At 40.2% G+C, this 19,975-nt stretch carries 7 protein-coding genes; all 7 read right to left on the bottom strand.

From position 1 onward, the window contains the following. Positions 1 to 2: 2 nt before the first annotated feature. On the bottom strand, positions 3 to 782 hold the full coding sequence (locus tag BLS33_RS06465) for a DUF3108 domain-containing protein (RefSeq protein ID WP_089886663.1): 780 nt from the start codon (positions 780 to 782) through the stop codon (positions 3 to 5). Positions 783 to 1,101: 319 nt separating this feature from the next. Then, positions 1,102 to 2,244 carry a 4-hydroxyphenylpyruvate dioxygenase gene (gene hppD, locus BLS33_RS06460; protein WP_089886662.1) on the bottom strand — a complete coding sequence of 381 codons (1,143 nt, stop codon included), beginning with the start codon at positions 2,242 to 2,244 and terminating at the stop codon, positions 1,102 to 1,104. 285 nt (positions 2,245 to 2,529) lie between these two features. Continuing rightward, positions 2,530 to 6,753: a T9SS type A sorting domain-containing protein gene (locus BLS33_RS06455; protein WP_089886661.1), complete on the bottom strand. Its 4,224-nt coding sequence runs from the start codon at positions 6,751 to 6,753 to the stop codon at positions 2,530 to 2,532. A gap of 4 nt (positions 6,754 to 6,757) precedes the next feature. Further along, complete coding sequence (locus BLS33_RS06450; RefSeq protein ID WP_089886660.1) at positions 6,758 to 8,821, bottom strand: fibronectin type III domain-containing protein; 2,064 nt, start codon at positions 8,819 to 8,821, stop codon at positions 6,758 to 6,760. 21 nt (positions 8,822 to 8,842) lie between these two features. Beyond that, a complete protein-coding gene (locus BLS33_RS06445; protein ID WP_089886659.1) occupies positions 8,843 to 13,750 on the bottom strand; it encodes a hypothetical protein in 4,908 nt (1,635 codons plus the stop codon). A 117-nt stretch (positions 13,751 to 13,867) separates the two neighbouring features. Next, positions 13,868 to 14,314: a hypothetical protein gene (locus BLS33_RS06440; protein WP_089886658.1), complete on the bottom strand. Its 447-nt coding sequence runs from the start codon at positions 14,312 to 14,314 to the stop codon at positions 13,868 to 13,870. A gap of 1 nt (position 14,315) precedes the next feature. Beyond that, complete coding sequence (locus BLS33_RS06435) at positions 14,316 to 19,949, bottom strand: hypothetical protein (protein WP_143017583.1); 5,634 nt, start codon at positions 19,947 to 19,949, stop codon at positions 14,316 to 14,318. Positions 19,950 to 19,975 lie beyond the last annotated feature (26 nt).

Below are 19,975 nucleotides of genomic sequence, written 5' to 3'. Positions count from 1 at the left end.
GGTTAGTCCATGATTATTTTAAACTGATGTTTCAGTCCGTTATAGCCATCAAGATCTGCTTTTATCGCCCCAACCGCCAAATCTGCCTTTATACGGATAGGAATTCTATTCTTATCGGCAGAAACCCACAATGAGAGACTTTCCTTTTCCTTAAAAACCCTTCCCGACTGCACCAGTGGTCTAAATTTATAGCATTCTACTTTGCCATATTTGGTTCTTAGTACCTCGTTGCCCAGGTATTTGAGCTTGAAGTTGAAAATTCCATCATCGTCGTACAACATTTTCAGCTTTATATCCTCCCCTTTGACCAAATCTTCGGGGTTATAATTGTTTCTCAAGTAATAAAAAGCGGAAATCAGGTCTTGAATACTGTCTTGAAGTGTAAAATTAATCTTTTTTTTATTCTTTTTATCATTCAACACCGCTGTGTCGTTCTGATGATCAAAAACAATATCATAATCTTTCTTATAACCCCCCTCGTCGATTTTGCGTACAAAGCGATAGGGTTTGCCATCTTCTTTTCCGAAATAACTTTCGTAGGTATCATCTACCTTAAAAAAAACGCTTGCAAAGCCTGTGGTTTCGCCCCTGCCCACCACATGATACACGGGAACACCGTCAACATGCTTAGAATTTACTTGAAGTGTGGCATAACTGGCATTCAACCAACCGTAATGCAATCGGAATTTCAGCCATTCGCCCGGTTTAAAAGCAGAATCATTGTTTTGGGCGTTGGAACACAGCCCTATGGACAAAAAAAACAGTACAAAAATTCTTCTCATAATCGAAGCCTTAAAACAAAATTACTAAATGAACTTGAAAGCAGGAGGTATCTGACAACTACTTAAACAAAATTTGTTCCAAAGTATTGTATAAAAAAAGCCCTGACGCTATTGTCAGGGCTTTTCCTAAATAACCAACCAAACTTTAAATTATGAAAAACCAATACTTAAAGTTGTAAGGGAACCACCCCTTACGAGAACAAATTTAATACATACTAGGCGTGCATAAAACTGTTTTAACGTACTTTAACTATTCTCTTAACAGTTATTTATGCTTCGGCCCCCAAATTGCCAAAAAAGTTAAGAAAATCAGCCCGTTTTAGAGCGTTCCCCTAGATGCTTGCTCCCGTTCGATGGCCTCAAAAAGAGCTTTGAAATTTCCTTTTCCGAAAGATTTTGCTCCCTTTCGCTGAATAATCTCGATGAACATCGTAGGACGATCTAAAATAGGCTTTGTAAAAATCTGGAGCAGGTACCCTTCATCATCTCTATCGATTAGTATGCCCAACTCTTTTAAGGGGGCCAAATCTTCATCGATTTCGCCGACCCTATCAAGTACATCTTCATAATAGCTAACAGGCACTGTTAAAAATTCGACTCCCCGATTTCTAAGTGCCGTAACTGTTTCTATAATATTATCGGTGGCCAAAGCCATGTGCTGAACCCCGGCTCCATTGTAGAACTCAATGTACTCTTCGATCTGTGACTTTTTTTTACCGTCGGCCGGTTCGTTGATGGGAAATTTGATCCTTCCGTTTCCGTTGCTCATCACTTTGCTCATCAAGGCGGTATATTCCGTCGAAATATCTTTGTCGTCAAAAGACACCAATTGTGCAAAACCCATGACCTTGGCATAAAACTGGCACCATTTGTCCATTTCGTTCCAGCCTACATTGCCCACCATATGGTCAATATATTTTAGGCCTACATCTTCGGGTCTGTATAACGGTTGCCATGCCCGATAACCGGGCATAAAGACGCCGTTATAATTTCGTCGTTCCACAAACACATGAACCGTTTCACCATAGGTATGTATGCCCGACAGCACAACTTCACCTTCGGCATCTTTTAGTGTTTTGGGCGCGAAATAGCTTTCCGCCCCTCTACTAACGGTTTCATCATAACTTATGGTGGCATCATCGACCCAAAGTGCGATTGCTTTTACGCCATCGCCATGGGCATCGATATGTTTATTGATCTCTCCGCCCGACTTTAGGGGAGAGGTAAGCACCAATCTGATTTTATCTTGTTGCACCACATAGGACACCCTATCTTTTAGCCCTGTTTCAAGACCCGCATATGCCAAGGGTTGAAAGCCCCATGCCGCCATATAGTAATGGGCAGCTTGTTTGGCATTGCCGACATAAAGTTCTACATGGTCTGTACCCAATAAGGGTAAAAAATCTTTAGCCTCAAGATTTTCTTTGGGCAATTGTAATGATGTTTTATCGTGTATTGACATAATCGTGTTTTTTGAAACCAATAGAATTAACAAAACTTATAAAGTCATTGGTCGGTGATACAATGACGATCAAGCTGTGTTTTACCACATCGCCCTAAGATGGGCCGTAATATCGATTCTAAATTGTAGCATAAGATAAATGTTGCCTTATACAAATATCGTGAAAATATCCAACGCTTAAAAAGGGCAACGCCTATTAATTGGTTGAAAATTAAAGTTTTGAGAAACGAACCCTTAAGAAGGAAAGTCAATGGGATTTGGGTAGTATGATTCTTTTAATAAGTATTATACAATAACTATTTTTCTTACCGTATTGCCATAAGGTGTCTCGAGTAAAACAACATACACCCCTGATGGAACACCAGAAATATCGAAAGAAAACGCATACGCTTCTTTTCCCTGCCCTTTTTCCGATGCGACCATGGCATTATTCGCAAAATTAAAAATCTTAATACCTATATCTCCCCTATCAGAAAGGCCAACTTGGGCAGTAAATCTGCCACTCGTTGGATTTGGATGTATGACAAAATCGACAATTTGCTTCTTCTCTTTTTGTGGTATTTCTTTATCTAACGATTCATCCTTATCAACAACAATTATCTTTTTTGTCTTTTGTGCACTACATGCGCCAGTACTGGTCATTATACCAATTTCATATTCTCCTACTTTCGAAAAAACCACCTCCACTTCATCACTATCTTCCTTTAGTATCCGCCCTCCTTCGGGAACAACCCACTGTATACTTTCTGGTAAAGGATAGCTAATATCGACAGCGATAAGAGACTCCCCCACAAAAACTTGGCTCGAGACAGCAAATTCAGCATTGATTTCATCATCTATTGATGCTACATATATATCGTCATAAGCCAAACACTCTGTGATTGTTTGTACGGTCACGTAATAATTTCCGGTTTCGGATACATTTATTGTCGGGGCAGTACTAATGATACCACCACTGTCGGTCGTCCATTGATAAATTGCCGTTTCATCGGCTACCATAGCATTCAATACCAGTTCTTGACCAGCACACAATGTTCTGTCTGGACCTAAATCCACCGAAATCGGTTCAGGGTCTTCGAGTACATAAGTACGCGTAATGGGACCATCGCCAAAACCGGAAATGGTCACCGTATAGCTTCCTGGGGCCAACTCAAAAATGCTATTGGTAGTTGCTCCTGTATTCCAACTATAAGTAAACATGCCGTTACCTTGATTAATTAGCACCACAATACTTCCGTCAGCGTATCCACCGCAGGTAGGTTGCATGACTGTTTCTTCAACAATATCTGGCTGAATGATTTCATAAGCTTCGTGGAGAGTACAACCATTGGCATCAGAAATCGTCACTTGATACGAATCTGCGGATAAATCGACAATTTCATTCTCATTTCCCATAATGGCTCCGTCCGATGCCCTAGCCCAAGTGATGGTATATGGTGTTGCTCCTCCGCTAATACGCAAAGAAATACTTCCATCGTTTGCCAAATACCCGGTAACATTGGTTACTATTGAATCTTCAATCCGAATAGCATTAGGAGCGGCATTAACGGTCGCTGTTATTTCACCCGAGCAACCATTGCTGTCAATAACCTCTAAAATATATTCGCCTGCCTTGACATCAACAAGATTTGGCGTTGTAGCACCATTGCTCCACACGTAAGAGTAAGGCGGGGTTCCACCATTTACTAAAACACTCGCGCCACCCGATTCCTCACTACTGCATGATATATCGGTCGTTCTCACAATAACAATATCTAAAGCATCTGGTTGTACAATGTTAATCGATTCTGAATCGATACTGATTCCATTCGTATCACTAACTCTTACAAAGTAAATCCCATCTGACAAATTTCCTATAATATCAGAATTTTCTGATAACACACGATTATTACCATTCATAATTTGAAACCATTCAAATTCATATGGGGCGGTCCCACCTTGAACGTTTGCGATTAACTCTGCAAAATCATCATCATTGCATTCCAGGAAAACACTTTGGGCCAGCGTGGCCGTAAGCTCTCCGGGTTCTATGATTTCAAAAGACTGGAGGAAAACACAACCGTTGGCATCTCTAATTGTAGCCTGATAAATTGCAGATTCTAGATTTACAATACTATACGGCGTCGAAAGATCAGTATCTTCAAAAATTGCAATATTTGCATCAATTTCTTTGGTCCAGCTAATGGTATAGGGATTTAAGGCAGACGCAAAAGGTGTTCCGCCATTTATGACGAGAGATATGCTTCCTTCAAAACCGTTGTTAGTCGCGGTGTTATTTGTTGATTCCAGAACATTAATTGGATCAGGTTCTTCAACGAGCAGGGCATCAATGAGAGGAACAGCCTCACAGCCATTCTCACTATTGCGCAAATATAGGTCATACATACCTCCAGCGGTAATTGGAATTATATTTCCGTTCAGTTGTTGCCAGTCGTCAAAAGCATCAAGTTTGTACTCATAGGTCGTTGCTCCCGAAGCATCTACTAAAACACTTCCATCTTGTGCTCCGTGGCAGCTAATGTTGGTTATCGTTGTCTTTTCCAAGAGAACTTGAACGGGCGGGTCTAAGATTAGGGTCGTAATGACATAACCAGAAATATCGTCAAAATCTATAAATCCGTTTGAGGCCACTTTTAGTATATATTCCCCTGGTTCCGATAAATTATTCAAGGAAATAGACGGGACTTCAGTGGTTTGGGCGGGAGAAGCAATACCATTGATGGTCCATTGGTAATTATAGGGCGTGACGCCACCGGAGACATTTACCGACAAGACTCCGCTATTTGTATTTGTACAGCTAATAGGAATTACTTCTTCAGTGCCTAAAACCGGAAGTGGTGTAGTACCTACCACAATGTCGCCCAAACTTTCGGTCGTAAGCGAACAACCCGAACCATCTTTATCGGTAATGGTGATTCTATAAGTGCCAATACTTAGATTTCTAAATTCGACTCTCTTAGAAAAAGGATTATCAATAATTGTCGGGTTAGAGACAGTTTCGAAAACCGAAATGACCTCATTTTGCTTTGACAATTGAAAAGTATAATTAGGTGTACCCCCATCATAATTTATGCTAATAACCCCGTCGGATACAGAACTTGACGTTACCATGCCATGGTTGGGGTTGGTGAATGTCAAAGGGGGCACTATCGCTTCTATTTTATCGAGTAGAGTTATTTCTTCGCTTTCACAATCACCAACGGAATAAATTGCCTTTATTTTCACGGTCTGTTCAGTTAAAGTAAGTGGAACATCTTGGGAATTGGAGTCAGAAGTTATCCAATTTCCGTCCCCGTTTAGCTGATATTGATAACTATAAGTCCCGGAAGAGTCCATATCATTACCCCCTATGGCCGAAAAATTTATTTGCGCGGTATTTTCGTTGCATTGCGCTTGGGTAATGGTTGCGGAGGGATCTATTTTGGAGGGTTGTTCAATTGTGAATGGTTGAGTGACCCCTCCACTTTTTACAATGACATCAGCGCCATTTCCGGCGTCAAAGAACTCTTGATAAACGATTTTATAAACACCCGCTCCAAGTCCAACTGGTAAGGCTCCACTAAAATAACCTGTACCGTCGTTGACAGCGATTAAACCACCCAACACTTCCTGTTCTGATGATTGAGGAGGGTTTTCCTTTTCCGGATCAAAACTTAGATTTGCATTTGCATCATACACAAAATATCGCATTCTGAAATTAGGATCAACATCTTGGTCGAATGTGAGGGTTATGTTACCGTCGGCTTCATCTAAGCAAGTTGCATTTTTCATCGCTGATCGTTCAGGAACAAGACTTGGCGAGCAGCTGATTACATCATAGACTACCGGGTCAGAATAATCAGCACCATTGTTCGAAACATTTTCTATATATCTAATCCAAAATGTGATTGTCTGATTAGGTAAAAGGCCAGAAATGTCCGCGGGATTAAATGTAAAAGATTCAAATCGTTCATCAAAAGAAAGTAATTCTTGTTTATTATTGAAATTACCATCAAGAGAATACTCTATCGCATAATTGAAGACAATACAACTTCCGTTTAATACCTTAAGTGTTTGTTGTTCACAATATCCTATGGCCCTGGAAGTATCATTTAGGGAATTAAATTCGGGTAGCTCAAAAAATCTAAAATAGTTCACCCCGACATTAATGCATTGATTCGGAGGTACTGAGAAATTTGGAGGACTACATGGTGAGGCAGTAATATTCGAATTTACAGATCCTCCAGTATTTGAACAGCTGCCAAAAGCACTAGACGACCCAAAACTTAATGTAGCAAATGAAATTGGACTAGATGAAGTAAAGTAATAATTATTTACAGCATTGATGGATGGTTGTCTATCATGAAATAGGTTATTTGAGCCTGCTTGAAGATCATATATGGCGAGCATTCCTAAATCATTTCCAGACACGTCAATATTTTGCTGTATGATATATCTATGTTGACTGGATATTTCATAAACAGCTAATCCCATAACAAAAAATATCAAGAATTTGACTTTCTTCCTCATAGCTCTAATAATTGATTGCGATTTTTTTTAGCATCGACTGTAATCCATTATAATTTAAAACTTGTAACCCATAAGTATACTCCGAATTAATCTCCAAATCCACATCATGAAAGCTATTGACATCCCCATCAAAGGTTTTATACAACTTTAGACTGCCTTTATCGGTACCGCGATATAAACGAAATTCAGAAACCTTTTGATTTTTCACTTTCCACGAAAGGTTTACAAAGCGGAGTTCGCGGTTTACGGTTCCAATAAATTTGATATCACCTTCTTCCAAAGTTTTTCCTTTCCAAACAATAGTTATGGGGTTGGATGGTTTACTTTCCAGTCCTAATGAATCTTTGGCAATAATTGTGTAACTATATAAATTTTGTTCGAGTTCTCCAGTATCCAAAAAACTAGAGTCACTCATGGTAGTTGATTCGAATCGTTTTTGCCATACGTTATCACCGGTCTGCCCGTTTTTTCGATAGACCACGTGCGACTGCACATCGACACTACTGCTGGGTATCCAATGGATTCGAATACCTTCTTCTATAACTTCATACTTTGTCAAAACAGGTGGTGAAGGTGGCATCATATCCGGTATATTTACAGTTAGAACTTCCGAAAATTTAGATCGGTTGTAGCGTTGGTCTTCTGCTTGTATTTTGTAGAATATCTTTTTGTTGAGACTAGCAAAATGAACAGTATCCACATATAATTCGGCCTCAAAAGTTTTATTAGTAACCTCGCTAAACTCGTCATTCGCATTGTTCGCTTTGAATATCCGATACCCTTTTAAGTCTTTTTCGCTATTTTTTGCCCAAGTCAGTTTGACCAATCCTGTGGTATCCATTACACCCTTCAATTCGACTGGCGGGGCGGGGGGTATAGAATCGACAGGTTGAACCATTGAAGAGTACGATTCGCTATCAATACCATTTTTACCTACGGCCGTAATGACAAAATAATTGATGCGCTTTAGACTTTCAAAGGCTATTTTTCTAGCCGTAACAGGGATATTATCAACTACAGTTTCAAATGGCCCATCGTTTGTATTTCCTCTTTTTAATTGAAACTTCGAAATAAGGGCATTGCCTTCTTCCTTAAATTCCCAAAAAAGTATGGCTTTGTTATCGGTCGGAATTTCTTTTCGATAAATACGGGGCACAAATCCAAGGGCTTGTGTCGCTTTTCCGAAAATCGATTCACTTGCTGGACCAACTTCCCCAAATGCAGTCTTTCCTTTTATCCTATAATAGAAGGTTTTATTATTGGGAATCGAATCGGAATAAAACAAAGAAACTTCTTTCTTTTCTTTGTCGTGGGAAGCGTTAAAAATTGGTTTTCCGTTTTGTTGTACAAAATTTATTCCATCTTCAGATCTCTCTACTACATAACTTGTATAGCTGCTGCTTAACAAATTGAAATTCCAACTTAAGAGTACGCTCTCATCCTGAAATACACCTGCCAAGCCAACCGGTTTTGGCAATTCTTCGTAAAGATCCGGACTGGCATAAACAGTACCTTCCTTTATACTCACGGAAATGTCGGCAGGTAATGCGACAGATACTTTATATAAATATTTCTCGCCTTGTTTGACCGAGGTGTCTTCCAAAGCCCAACCCGCCAATAGTGCGCCTTGGTAATTCTGTTCCGCCGATAATAATCCGAAAGTGAATCGCTGTTCCAACTCATCGTTTACCGCCGTGATTTGTCCCAAAGTGCCGGAACCAGAGGTGACAGTCTCGAAAGAATCGCCATAAAGTGCCTGCGCAAGTACGGCCGCGTTCTGGTCTTGGTTCGCCAAAATTTCCCATTCTACCAAAGGTTTTGGTTTTAGGGGGTAGGATGTCAACATTTGCCGTTCGATAGGTACAACCGCCTCGCCATTTCGAGAAATCGTTGCTCGTTCTACCAAGAAACCATATTCATTGGCCATTTTCCAAGCCAAAGGTTCGTCAACAGCCCATCTTAGAAGTACCTTGTCAGGTAACGAACGTGCGATGACCTGAACCGAAGAAGTATCTTGGCCCCAAGCAAGGTTACAGATTAGAAATAATATGACAATTATTTGTTTCAAATTATGAATTGGTTTGTAGGGTCAATTGTTTTTATATTTGATTTCGTACCCCTTTTCGTAAATGCTTCCCGGAGTTCTGTAAATTAATTGTGACTTGTAGATTCCAAGAGGCAAGGGAGGAAAACTGGTCAATAAATATTTAAAAGCGTTAAACTTTTGTTCATCACCTTCATCATTGCCATATCTATTCAAAATCGTATTCCTTAGATACACCATGTCCATTTTATATTGATACGGCAAATTATACACAAATGGAATTCTATTTTTTACCCAAGCTGAATTCGGGTTGTTTTTCAAATTGGCTAGATATTCGTTGCCTACATAAAAGGAGCGTATCGGCGGAACTCCCAGAATGGCTTCCTCTCTATCGACATGAATATTTCCATCGAGGGGATATATATCTTTATCGTATAGTAACGGTCCTATTTTCTTTTTATAATATTGATCGTCTAAAATGGCCTGAGCATATACCAGAGGTTTCGATGCCGTATTCTTCCCTCCTGTAACTTCCAGTTCGTCCAAATATTCGTAATCGGCCACTTTGAGGGACAAAGAGTGTACATCAGCATAAATAAAATTGGCCAAGGTGTTGGTTACGCTCAAATCACGCACCTTATCTTTAAACGAAGCATAATGACTGGTCTTAAAGTTATAGTCAAGTATCGATTTGGGTGCTCCATTTGAAATAATTACGTCGGCGGCTTTTTTATTGGAAATTACCGCGCTTGCCGAGGTATTTTTAGTTTCCTGTGTACCCGAATTAGGGTCGAACCAATTCGTGTTACCGGCTTCTTCGCCTGCAAACATTTCTGTTTCCTGAACAACAATTTCAGTTTGAATATCAGCTCCTGGGGGAAATGCCATCAAGTTTAATGTATAGGGTGCATTCAAAGCCATCTCGGGCACATCATAAAACACGGTAGCCTTTGATGGGTCGTAAGATAAATCGGTACGAACACCCTGACCACTATTTATAGATACAAATTCAGCGCGCATTTCAAACCCACTTTCAAAAAGATAGTTTTGCGGAGTTATTAATTTTACATAACCTTTATCATATTCTTCGGGATAAAAACTTTGTTGATTTATCACAGGATACAAATAGGCAATATTTTCTAGGGGGATATGGTCCGGGGCTTTGTCAGTAACAAAAGTTGATTCCATTCTTTCGACAACGGGTTTTCCGTTTTCCACCATGGTTTGGTACGAACCTCCTATTTTTTCATCAAAACTTACTTCGACCATTACGTTTACCTCTTTTTCGGAAGGTAAGGTTTCGGCAGGTTTGAAGGTGACGGCATCGTTGGTGTCATTCCATTCCAATTTACCTGCCAATGTCTTCCCTTCGGAAGTCACCGTAAAATTTTTCAGCTGCAACTTGAAAGTTCGGATGCCCTCCTCTAAATCAACGGTAAAATCAGAATTTGCAGCATAGTTAAATACCGCCTGCGGTGCAGCAAAAACGGAAACATCATCACTTTTGCCCCTCGGGGTAATATCCGATATCATAGGAACGCCGACAGCATTGTTGATATTCTCCAAATGACATTCTTCCCCGATTTCGACTTTCATCCGCATTCGACCTGAAACAAGTCCGCCAAGAATTTTATAATACATTCCCACATAACCTTGAATATAGACCGGATTGGGAAACTGTCCCCTCAACATCGCCGCCACCCCGGCCTCGGCAATCGTGAAATTACCTTTTATGAAGGCGAGGTCGACCTTAATACCAAATTCGCCGTATAAGTAGGCATATACCTGCCCCATCGAATACCACCCATTATTTCCTACGGGACCAGGGCGTCCTATGCATTTTGCATTGGGATAATAGGCATGCATAACGTCAAAACCGGCACCGATTTCAACGAAAGCATAAAAAAGGCCCCAATCGAAATTATACCCGTAGCCAAAATTCATTCCGAAGGCAAATCCTTTACCCGAAACCAACTGGTTATCTTTTCGTTCTCCATTGAGCATATCATCACCCAAAATTTTCACGACTATGGGATGAGGATCAAGTTGTGCAGGCAGCTGGGTACCTGTCATAAAATAACCGCCGACCCTGATTTGCACGCCAACGTTGAACAAAAGGTCTATTCTTTGTTGAGGAGTGCCGATATACATATACCAATCATTCGGACCTGTATGTATTTTTGCATAACCTGCCAAATTGTTGGCTCCGCCTCCCCTTATGGCTTCCAAGTCAAGATAAAGCTCAAATTCGCCATCGAAAGTAGCGTTCACAAAGTCCCTTTCAATACCCACATAGACCCCGACTTTTCCAGAAGCTGCAACATCATGAACGGGAATGGACTCTTTCGCTGCAGCCAAAAAGTTTCCGTACCGTTGATTTGCCGCAGCTGCACTGTTGTTCCTTATAGTTTTGTCAACTTTATCCGCTACTAGCCCGGCTCCCTTGATATCTTCCGAGCTTTTCTCATCTTTTCCCATAATGGCACCTTCACCCATGAAACCTATTCGATTTAGCCCTCCATTTACATTATATTCCATTTCCAAATAAGCCTTACAGGCAAAGGCATCGGCATTTTCAGTGGTTATCTTTACCCCCGCTCGAACACCAAGGCCGGTATTGGCATCGGGTTCATATACCGCACTGCCGGGGTCAAAACCGGAACTGTTGCCGCTAACCTTTCGCATTCGGTTTGAAATACCCCCGACAAAAGCTTTTATTGGCAGCTTTGTAGCGCCTTCATTTGGTATGGAATTGGTAGCGATATCAACCGACCAATATCGAAAATCAGTTCTTCCGAAAATGGCATTTCCTTCTGCACTAAATTTCAATTTTTTAAATGTTGCGGTGAGATTTCCCTTGAATCCGTTACCGTAGACAGGATCATCTTCCATCACTTCAAGTCCACCCTTTATTTCAAAATTTGCCTTTGTATAATCGATATCAATACCACCAACATTTACGCGCTCGAATTTCCATTCTTGAATTTTGGCGCCGTCTTCCAGTTTTCCGAGGATGTCGAGATTGGTAGTAGCATGGGAACCACTATCGTCCAGATTTATTTTCAGGTCAAAAGAAAGTCCGACTTGATTGTTGGGGGTCACCAGTTGCAAATTATCCACCGAAGCGGGGAAATTCATCAAACTCATTTCCCCGTTAAATCCAAAAGACCGTGCCTGTATCGGTTTTTGCCCGGGTTCAGTCTGTAGTTCCAACTCTTGAAAGCTAATGCCTTTGAAAGTAAATCCGTTTTTATCTTCCGGGTCGGTAGATTCCCCTTCTTTCTGATTTATCCTGCCCGCAATTGCAAGTTTGCCCGTGAGATTGGCATAGGGATAAACGTTTCCATTCTTTACATTGATAGCCACACTTGAATTCCGCTCCAATTGCATTTCTCCTAAAAACACAGGTGTATTATAAGAACTTTGCAGACCGACCTCGAGGCCATAGCCGTTTTGGTGAATATAGCCTGCATAGTCCATAGGTTCTTCAAAGATGGGTACCGCAATGTCTCCACCCAAGGAGCCCCCGGTCAAGGAATTTTTGGAAAGGGAAATGCTGATATCCTCGATGGTAAAGGCCCATTTGCCCGCGGTTCCATCTCCAGTCTTTAAGACACTTTCGCCAAAGAAGGTGCCTGAGACTCCCTGGCCGTCAAGCACTAGATTTTCAGCACTGAATTCAACGCGACCGCTTGATTTCTTTGTATCCTCTATTCCTTTTGGAAGCATAACTCTCAATTCTTTGGCAAAGAAACCACGCCATAGATTTTTATCGCCACCTGGATAAATTCTCTCATACTCTTGCGGCAATGTTAGGTTTGGTGAACTACGGGAGTCACTAAGGTCCAAAACGACATTTTCTAAATTGAATCCCCACCCTTTAAGACCGACGACTTCGAAACGAGGAAGGGAAACCTCCATCAATAAATCGTTCCAACCGTTCGCTTTGATTTCAAAGGAAGTACCTACATAACATTTGTTATCGATGACGTTATCGGAATTAAACTGATTGTCATGAATATCACCGCAGGTATATTCGCCACGATCGTCTATAGGGAGCAATACGTTGCGCGAAACCCTTAGATCACCCTCTAAATTGATGGACTTTAGCCCCGAACAATCAAATTCAACAAATGACTGGCCGCCGAAAGCACCGAATTGTAAATTAATGCCGCCCTTGAGCGTCAACAACCAATTGTCGCCATTAATGGGAATCGCCTGATTGCCCAAAAGCACTAAACGCATCTCACTCAGTAAGGCGCCGTCGTGTGATAGTTTGATGCCTTCAGCACCGAAAAAAATATCGCGATCTGGTTGGCCGTTTTCCCCTTTTTGGGGTATAGTCATTTTCGCCCAAGCCTTAAATTCGGCATACTGTGGAGTAAATTGCACCTGTGTAATGGCGAGCTGTACCGAATTACCTGAAGTAGAATCTTTTTTACTTAAGCCCACCGGAAGTTCCAAAAGCTCTTTGCCCGTTATGATATCTACAAAATTGGCCAGCTCATTGACGGCGGCAAAAGCGCGTTTGGCCTGTGCGACCAAAGTATCGGCTTTAGGGTTTCTACTAAAATTATCGACAATGAATTGATGGGTAAACTCAGGTTTTCGATTAACAAAGGAGACATTAAAATTTTGATTTTCGGACAGCTTTTGGTCTAGTGAAGGGAAAGTCCTCCCCCTATCCCCCTCCGAGTGAGGCGGCACCTCTTTTGGTTTAATCTTGGATATCGGGTTATTATACTTTGAAAGTTGTTGAAAATGTGATAGTTGACTTTGACTGTGCTCAGGTAACGAAAGGACTTTTTTGGTTTTTGTCGTGTCTTTTTCTTTGGCAGATAGAGTATCTTTTGTGACGAGAGTATTTGGTGTTGAAACAAAAGCATGCAGTTGGGTATTACAAAGCAGGCTATACCATAAGACGAGAATGATATGTAGGTAGTTGTTTTTCATACTACATGTTGATTGTGGTATCTACTGCTCATTTTATTTATATTAGTACTATTCCTGTGTTCTTTTGCTCTTGACGACATGAGCAAGATGCTCCAACCAGTGGGATAATATATTTAATCAAGTATTCTCAAATATGCTAACATCTCCTTTTTCGAAAACTTCAGGAAAATTCTTTTCGATGAAACTGAGCATTTTCTGAATGATGTATTTAGTATTCACATAATCAGTGTTTTGCTTAAAATCATGTTCGGAATATTCTTTACGTATAAAATCATTATAATCCTTAATTTTCTTATGAGTTAGGCGATAAAAGCTATTTAGTCTTTTTGAGACGGCATTAGGATTCTTTACGTTGGTAAAATAAATTTCATAACCTTCGATTTTATCAATGGTGCAGTAAATGAATAGGTCATTTTTGTAAACTACATAGTCCTTCTCTCCTAAATCGAAGTTGGATTTATCAGACTTATGAAATTGGTGTTTCCGAACCAAATATTCAAACAGATTTTCTTCTATAGCCAGTTTTACTTCTCGTGTATTATAAAATCCTCCCTCTTTTTTCATACTAATCAATTTCAAAAAGTTCTTGCTCTTCCATTTCTTCTAGTTCTTCGACTATTTTGTGCCAATTTTCTTGTGAGACATTCTGTGGCTTAACTTTTACGGAATTATTTTTTAAAAGCCGAAGTTCGTAGGCCGTAATAGAGGGCGCTATTTCTCCCGTATTTAGTGTAACGAATAAGAGCGTTTCTAAATCCCTTGGATCAGATACCAAAAAAATATCATCTCCTCTATCAATAGCTCTTTGCATCCAAGGCAAATTATGAGCCTTAAGCCAATTTTTCAGACCTTGCCAATATTTATCCGGTCTGTTAAGAATATTGATACATCCGGGTATTTCACCTAAATCAATATTTTTAAAATCTCCTATTTCTTTTTTAAGTTTACCTATATTGTATTTGCCTTCCCGCATCCTGCCTATTAGAGTAGTGGTTTTAATTGTTGAAGGAATAATACTCTTATCTAGAATTTTTATTGTATTCTCTGTTGTCAAACCAAGAATTGACTTCAATTTATCGGTTTGAAGGATTAGATGAACGCGAATGACGTCATCAACATTATCTCCTTCTTTAATTATTAATGGCGACTTGTTCTGAGCGAAGGCATAATATGTGCCATCCTCGACATTAGCCAATAATATTCTTCCATCACTCAAATCATATTTTACGTAGTACTTTTCATCAAATATCATCTCATATAATGTGCTGCCTTTTTCCTTCAAGAAGGATTTGGGAGATTGGATGAAATATTGATTATTATCGAATCTAACAAAGTTTTGGGATTCAAGTTGACTCGATAGTCTATTGAATGCCGAAATATCAAGTGTAGTCCCGGAATTTATACTAAGTTTGCCAAAGGAAGTTATCGAATTATTAGCTTCTTTGCCTAAATCGTTTAATAATTTCGCAACACTTTCTTTGTCTACATAGTTGTTAAAATCTTCCTCGCCAATCTTTTTAGCGATTTCCTCATCACTGGTAAGAATGGTCGATACTTGAAGTTCGTTATCTTTTACGTCAGCAACTTTCTTAACCTCATACTCAATTTCGCCTCTAATTTTTTTTGCGGTAATTGCATACGCCTCATCTGAATATTCAATGCCGTTTTTGACCCCTTTTAAATAACTCGAACCTGCAAAAGGAATTACTAAGGAACCTGAGTAGATTAATGCATTTTCCAAATCTCCTCGTACACCCGCATACAATACGCCACCCAAGTCGGAGAAAGTATCCAAACCTGGTACAAGACTTACTACATCCAGACCGCCATAAACCGTCTGGTCGACTACTGACCACATATCGAAGTCATATAAATGCTCCGATTCTAAATTTGACCTCGCAAAGAGTATTTTCCAGCTTTCGAGATAAGTACCTCTAATATTGGTGCCGACATAGGTATTTGTTAATGCAATATCCCTAATAAAGAACTCGCGAAACTCACCTATTCGAACATTTATTTTATCACCCCAATAGTCAACTTTATTTTCCCTAAATGCAGTGATTTCGTTTTTCTCAGCGCGTATAAAGAGCATGTTTAGTTCATTGATCCACTCCTTTCTTAACTTTTGAATGGATATAGCATCCATCTCATATAAATTTGGCGAAGTATTTTTTATGAGACTTTGGTATCTAACAATTTCCTTTATTTCTGGACTTTCATAAAATTCCACTGCATTTATAAACGGATAGCCTCTTAAACGATTTGTATTCTTCGTTTCAAGCTTTTGGTTCACTAGAGAACCATTAGCTTTTAAGAAGTATCTACGAATAAATAATGGTTTTTCAATATCTGTAAAGGCACCCAAAATATATTCCAACAGATTGTCTGCCTGTTTGAATTCAAAACTCTGACTACGAATTATTGAAGCATTACTTTGGGCAAAACCAGGCTGTATACAATTAATCGATGTGAAACTGACTAAAGGAGTAAGGGTAAAAAAGGGCACTGTTACGACAACATTTTTCCCGTTTGTACCCAAATCACTTTGCTTCAATACTTGTTCGGCAAAAAGGTCCCTTGCCTGCAGGCCCATCTTGCTATCTATCGGTTGGAACACGACGTAGAAATTAATTCCTGTTTTCTGTTTTAATAGGTACAATTTGTCTTCTACGACTTCCGCTCGTCCATCCAAATGGCCTGACGAAACATTTACAAGATGATGAAATTTGCCTTTTTCCCTAGGTTTATCCGTGTCAGTTATCGCATTGCGAAGAATATGTGCGGCATTTAGATTTTCTATTACTTTCTCTACTCCCTTTACATTTACCGATTTTTTCTCATCAAAGTATTCGCAAATACTCGATTTGAACGGATTTTCATTGGTATCACCCGATTGTGCACAAGGAATTGTGCCAACATATTCTACATTAGTATCTGTTCCAAGCTTTAGAGTACTCTTTTTCTCGTTTGCATAATGGAATTTCGTTTTGTAATATCTATTGTAACCGCAACCTCCATTGTATTGAAAGAGATACACGTCAGCATCACTGTTTAAATTTGAAACCTTGAATTGGTATTCTTTTTCATCTTGCTTGCCATAATTATGGAAATAACCAACAAATTTTTTCCCATCAAATCGAGCATGGTAAAATTTATTGTCCAACTCGAAACCCGGTATAGTTCCTACAGGGACCTTATCTGTTCTTATAGAGGTTATGGTGCTTGTTTCTTTTACTGAAAAAGGCCTCCAATCAGGCGTAAACCAAATCTTTCCGGCAATCTCCCCCTCCTCGTCATCCTGAAATACATAAAATTTCAAGTCCGGATTGTGTAGCTGAGCCCAGTCCATATGACTTAAAAGTGAACCGTTGGCGTAGTCCATCAACCAATTCGTATTCTCTTTTTCGGAGCCATATTGATTGAATGGATGACGAAGAGCAAAAACGCCATGCCCGATTTCATGGGCGATGGTCTTGGCTAAATTGCCCTTGCCTTCTTCTTCAGCAGTTACATCGCCATTGAATATGAAACCAAATTGCCGTTGTAGCGGCATAAAACCGCCTATAGGCTTAGAGGGTTGTACATCGTTGCCAAACACTAAAATGTAATAGGTATTCTGGTCGTAAGCAATCTGGGATTTTAAGCTCGAAATAACTGCTTTTTGCTCTTGGTTATAGTTGGTCAGCCATACGCTTTCCCCAATGTCTAATCGGTCGTTACCGCCTAATAAACCAAGGTCTAGTTGATTGTCACCTTCATCAATCAAGATTTTCAGGGTAATTACTCCTTTTTTGAAAATTTGCCTGATTTCGGAAACGATGCCTCGGGGAATGTTGGCCCCGTTTACACCGACCAAGACAACATCGACCAGCCTATCGGTGAGGTGCCAAAGCGTAAAGGCGCCAGCAGTCAATTGCTTGCTCGCATCTTCCAACGAAGGTACCACAGCGTAAATGGTCTCATTCTCGAAAGTGTAGTTTCCTGTAAGGGTAAGTTGAATCGTGTTGTTTTCAGAAACTTCAGTAGGTATCTTTTCTCCCTGTTGGGTCTTGAAAATAATGTCTTCCAGCTTATACTTGCTTCCAGTCTGTTTTACCCTTGCAGTTAATATTGCGGTCTTTCCTTTTTCGACAGCTTTGTTTACTAAGGTGTAATCCTTACCGTTGCCATCTTTTATCGTGAGGTATTCCTTTTTAATTGCGGAATTAGCCAGTTCCGGGATTTCATCAAAGCCATACGTACCGTCTGCAGTCTCAAAAGTGACCACAATGTCTTTCGCTGTAAGCTTCTGGATATCTCCATTTTTGGATATTCCCTCTACATTGCCCGAGGTTACAGCTCCACCTGAATCAATTTGGCCACCTTCGGTGATATTGCCGCCTGCATCAATATGATAGGTTTTTCCTTCAATATCAATAATAACCTTATCATCGCCCAAAGGTTCAGACTCGCTAGTTCCATTAATAGGGTTGGTGATGATGACCATCCCGTTTTCTAACTTGATATCCCTATCAGGATTGATTTCCCAATTGACTCGTATTTCATCTAAATCATTATCATCTTCAAAAGGCTCCGATACCAAATCAGTAACAGTATCGAGCGTCTCAACAGCATCGTCAATATCCAAGATGCTATTTAGGTTTGGATCGTAAATAGTTTTTACCGAACCCTCCGCTAATTGCTTATCGGTATTCACCAGCACATTCGTAAACTCGACCCCAACTTTGATATTATTCAAATAGGGGATGGTCACAAAGCCATGCCCAGTAAACCGACCATTACTACCGCTAACCTCTAGGATTTTTATAGGAAAGTCGCCCGCCACAAAAGCATCGCCTGCACTAATATTTGGCAGAGGGTCCTTGCTGGTCAAGTTGAAATCGGGCGTGATACCGCATTCGTATACACTAGCCTCTTCATCGGCGATAAAGGTGGTGAACTGCTTTTTTATACCCCAATCACTGCTACTGACCGCACATTTTTTCTGTACCTGATACTCATAGACGGTGCCCGCTTTCAAACCCCAAAACGTGGTTTGGTTAGATGTTGTTTTGTTAAGGAACCATTGGTTATCATTTCCTTTTTTGCGATAACGTATCGTATATTCTGGGACATCCGTAGAAAAATCGTCCCAGAAAACGTTGGCAATCGTACTGCCTTTTACTTCATGGTTGATGCCAATCGGTAAATCGCAGCTACCCGCATAACTAAATGAATAGATTTCGCTATACCCTTGGTTTTTAAAAAGTCCGATTTCTTCGATGCCCTGTTTTGCCTTAGCCTGTACCCGCCATGCATAATTTTTTCCTGAAAGAAAAAGTGGATCTGCCGGTACGTACACATATGTGGTTGCAGAGGTGGTAGTCTGAAAAACAGGAGGGGAACTCAAAAAAGCCTGTTGGGAATCTACTTGGGTATCCCAAATTTCAACTATGCTGAGTTCGTATTCGACATTGGTGACATTGATGTGCCGTGGCGTCCACTGAAAAACGATGTTCTGCGGATTGATTTCCTCCACATTGGTCTTATTTCTCGGAGAAATCAAAAAGGGCGGCCCGTTCTGAAATACTACACTGGTGGCACAGCTTTTTTGAGAGAGCCGATTCCCTGTCAATACATCATAAACCTCAAAACAAAACTGGTAGGCGCCTTCGGGAATAGCTCTTCCGTATACGTTTGGTGAAATTCCCACAACATTCTCAAACCTGAAATAGGGAGCAAGTTCTACGTTGGTCAAAATCAAAGGAACACCACCTTCCAAAAACAATGGTGCTGCTCCGACTACTAAATCGTTACTCTGAAAGGTTATTCCATTTCCCTCGAAATAAGCGCGCAACCGGACCTCTCGATTAGCTATTTCGAAATCATTCAAAACAATCTGTACCCGAAGTGGACTGCTTATCGTATTTGCATCGGCGTAGTCTGAAAAATAAATTGGCGGTGGCGGGGTCGTTTGTGGAATTACTTGTACTGGGAAGTTTTGGGCCGATACTAGAGAAAAGAAAACAGTAAACAGTAAAAAGAAAAATAAAGTTTTTTGATTTCGGGTGATGCTTGTTCGTTGTCGGTTTATTTTAAATGGTATGGAGATTCTTAATCCTTTCGTACGATTGATGTTAAAATTTTCAGTTGACGCTACCGAGAGGCCTTTCCCAAGTAATGAGAACATCAGCGTCAATATGTCCAAAATTTTATTCATTTTTTCTCTAAAGGCCATCAACTACC

This window comes from Kriegella aquimaris, from assembly GCF_900103215.1.
Taxonomy (GTDB): Bacteria; Bacteroidota; Bacteroidia; order Flavobacteriales; family Flavobacteriaceae; genus Kriegella; species Kriegella aquimaris.
Note: the sequence above shows the minus strand (reverse complement) of the source record. Positions and strands in the feature narration are given on the sequence as shown.

Coding starts and splice junctions, on each gene's coding strand:
- BLS33_RS06435 (WP_143017583.1), bottom strand. CDS start 19,949: ATGAATAAAATTTTGGACATATTGACGCTGATGTTCTCATTACTTGGG.
- BLS33_RS06440 (WP_089886658.1), bottom strand. CDS start 14,314: ATGAAAAAAGAGGGAGGATTTTATAATACACGAGAAGTAAAACTGGCT.
- BLS33_RS06445 (WP_089886659.1), bottom strand. CDS start 13,750: ATGAAAAACAACTACCTACATATCATTCTCGTCTTATGGTATAGCCTG.
- hppD (WP_089886662.1), bottom strand. CDS start 2,244: ATGTCAATACACGATAAAACATCATTACAATTGCCCAAAGAAAATCTT.
- BLS33_RS06455 (WP_089886661.1), bottom strand. CDS start 6,753: ATGAGGAAGAAAGTCAAATTCTTGATATTTTTTGTTATGGGATTAGCT.
- BLS33_RS06465 (WP_089886663.1), bottom strand. CDS start 782: ATGAGAAGAATTTTTGTACTGTTTTTTTTGTCCATAGGGCTGTGTTCC.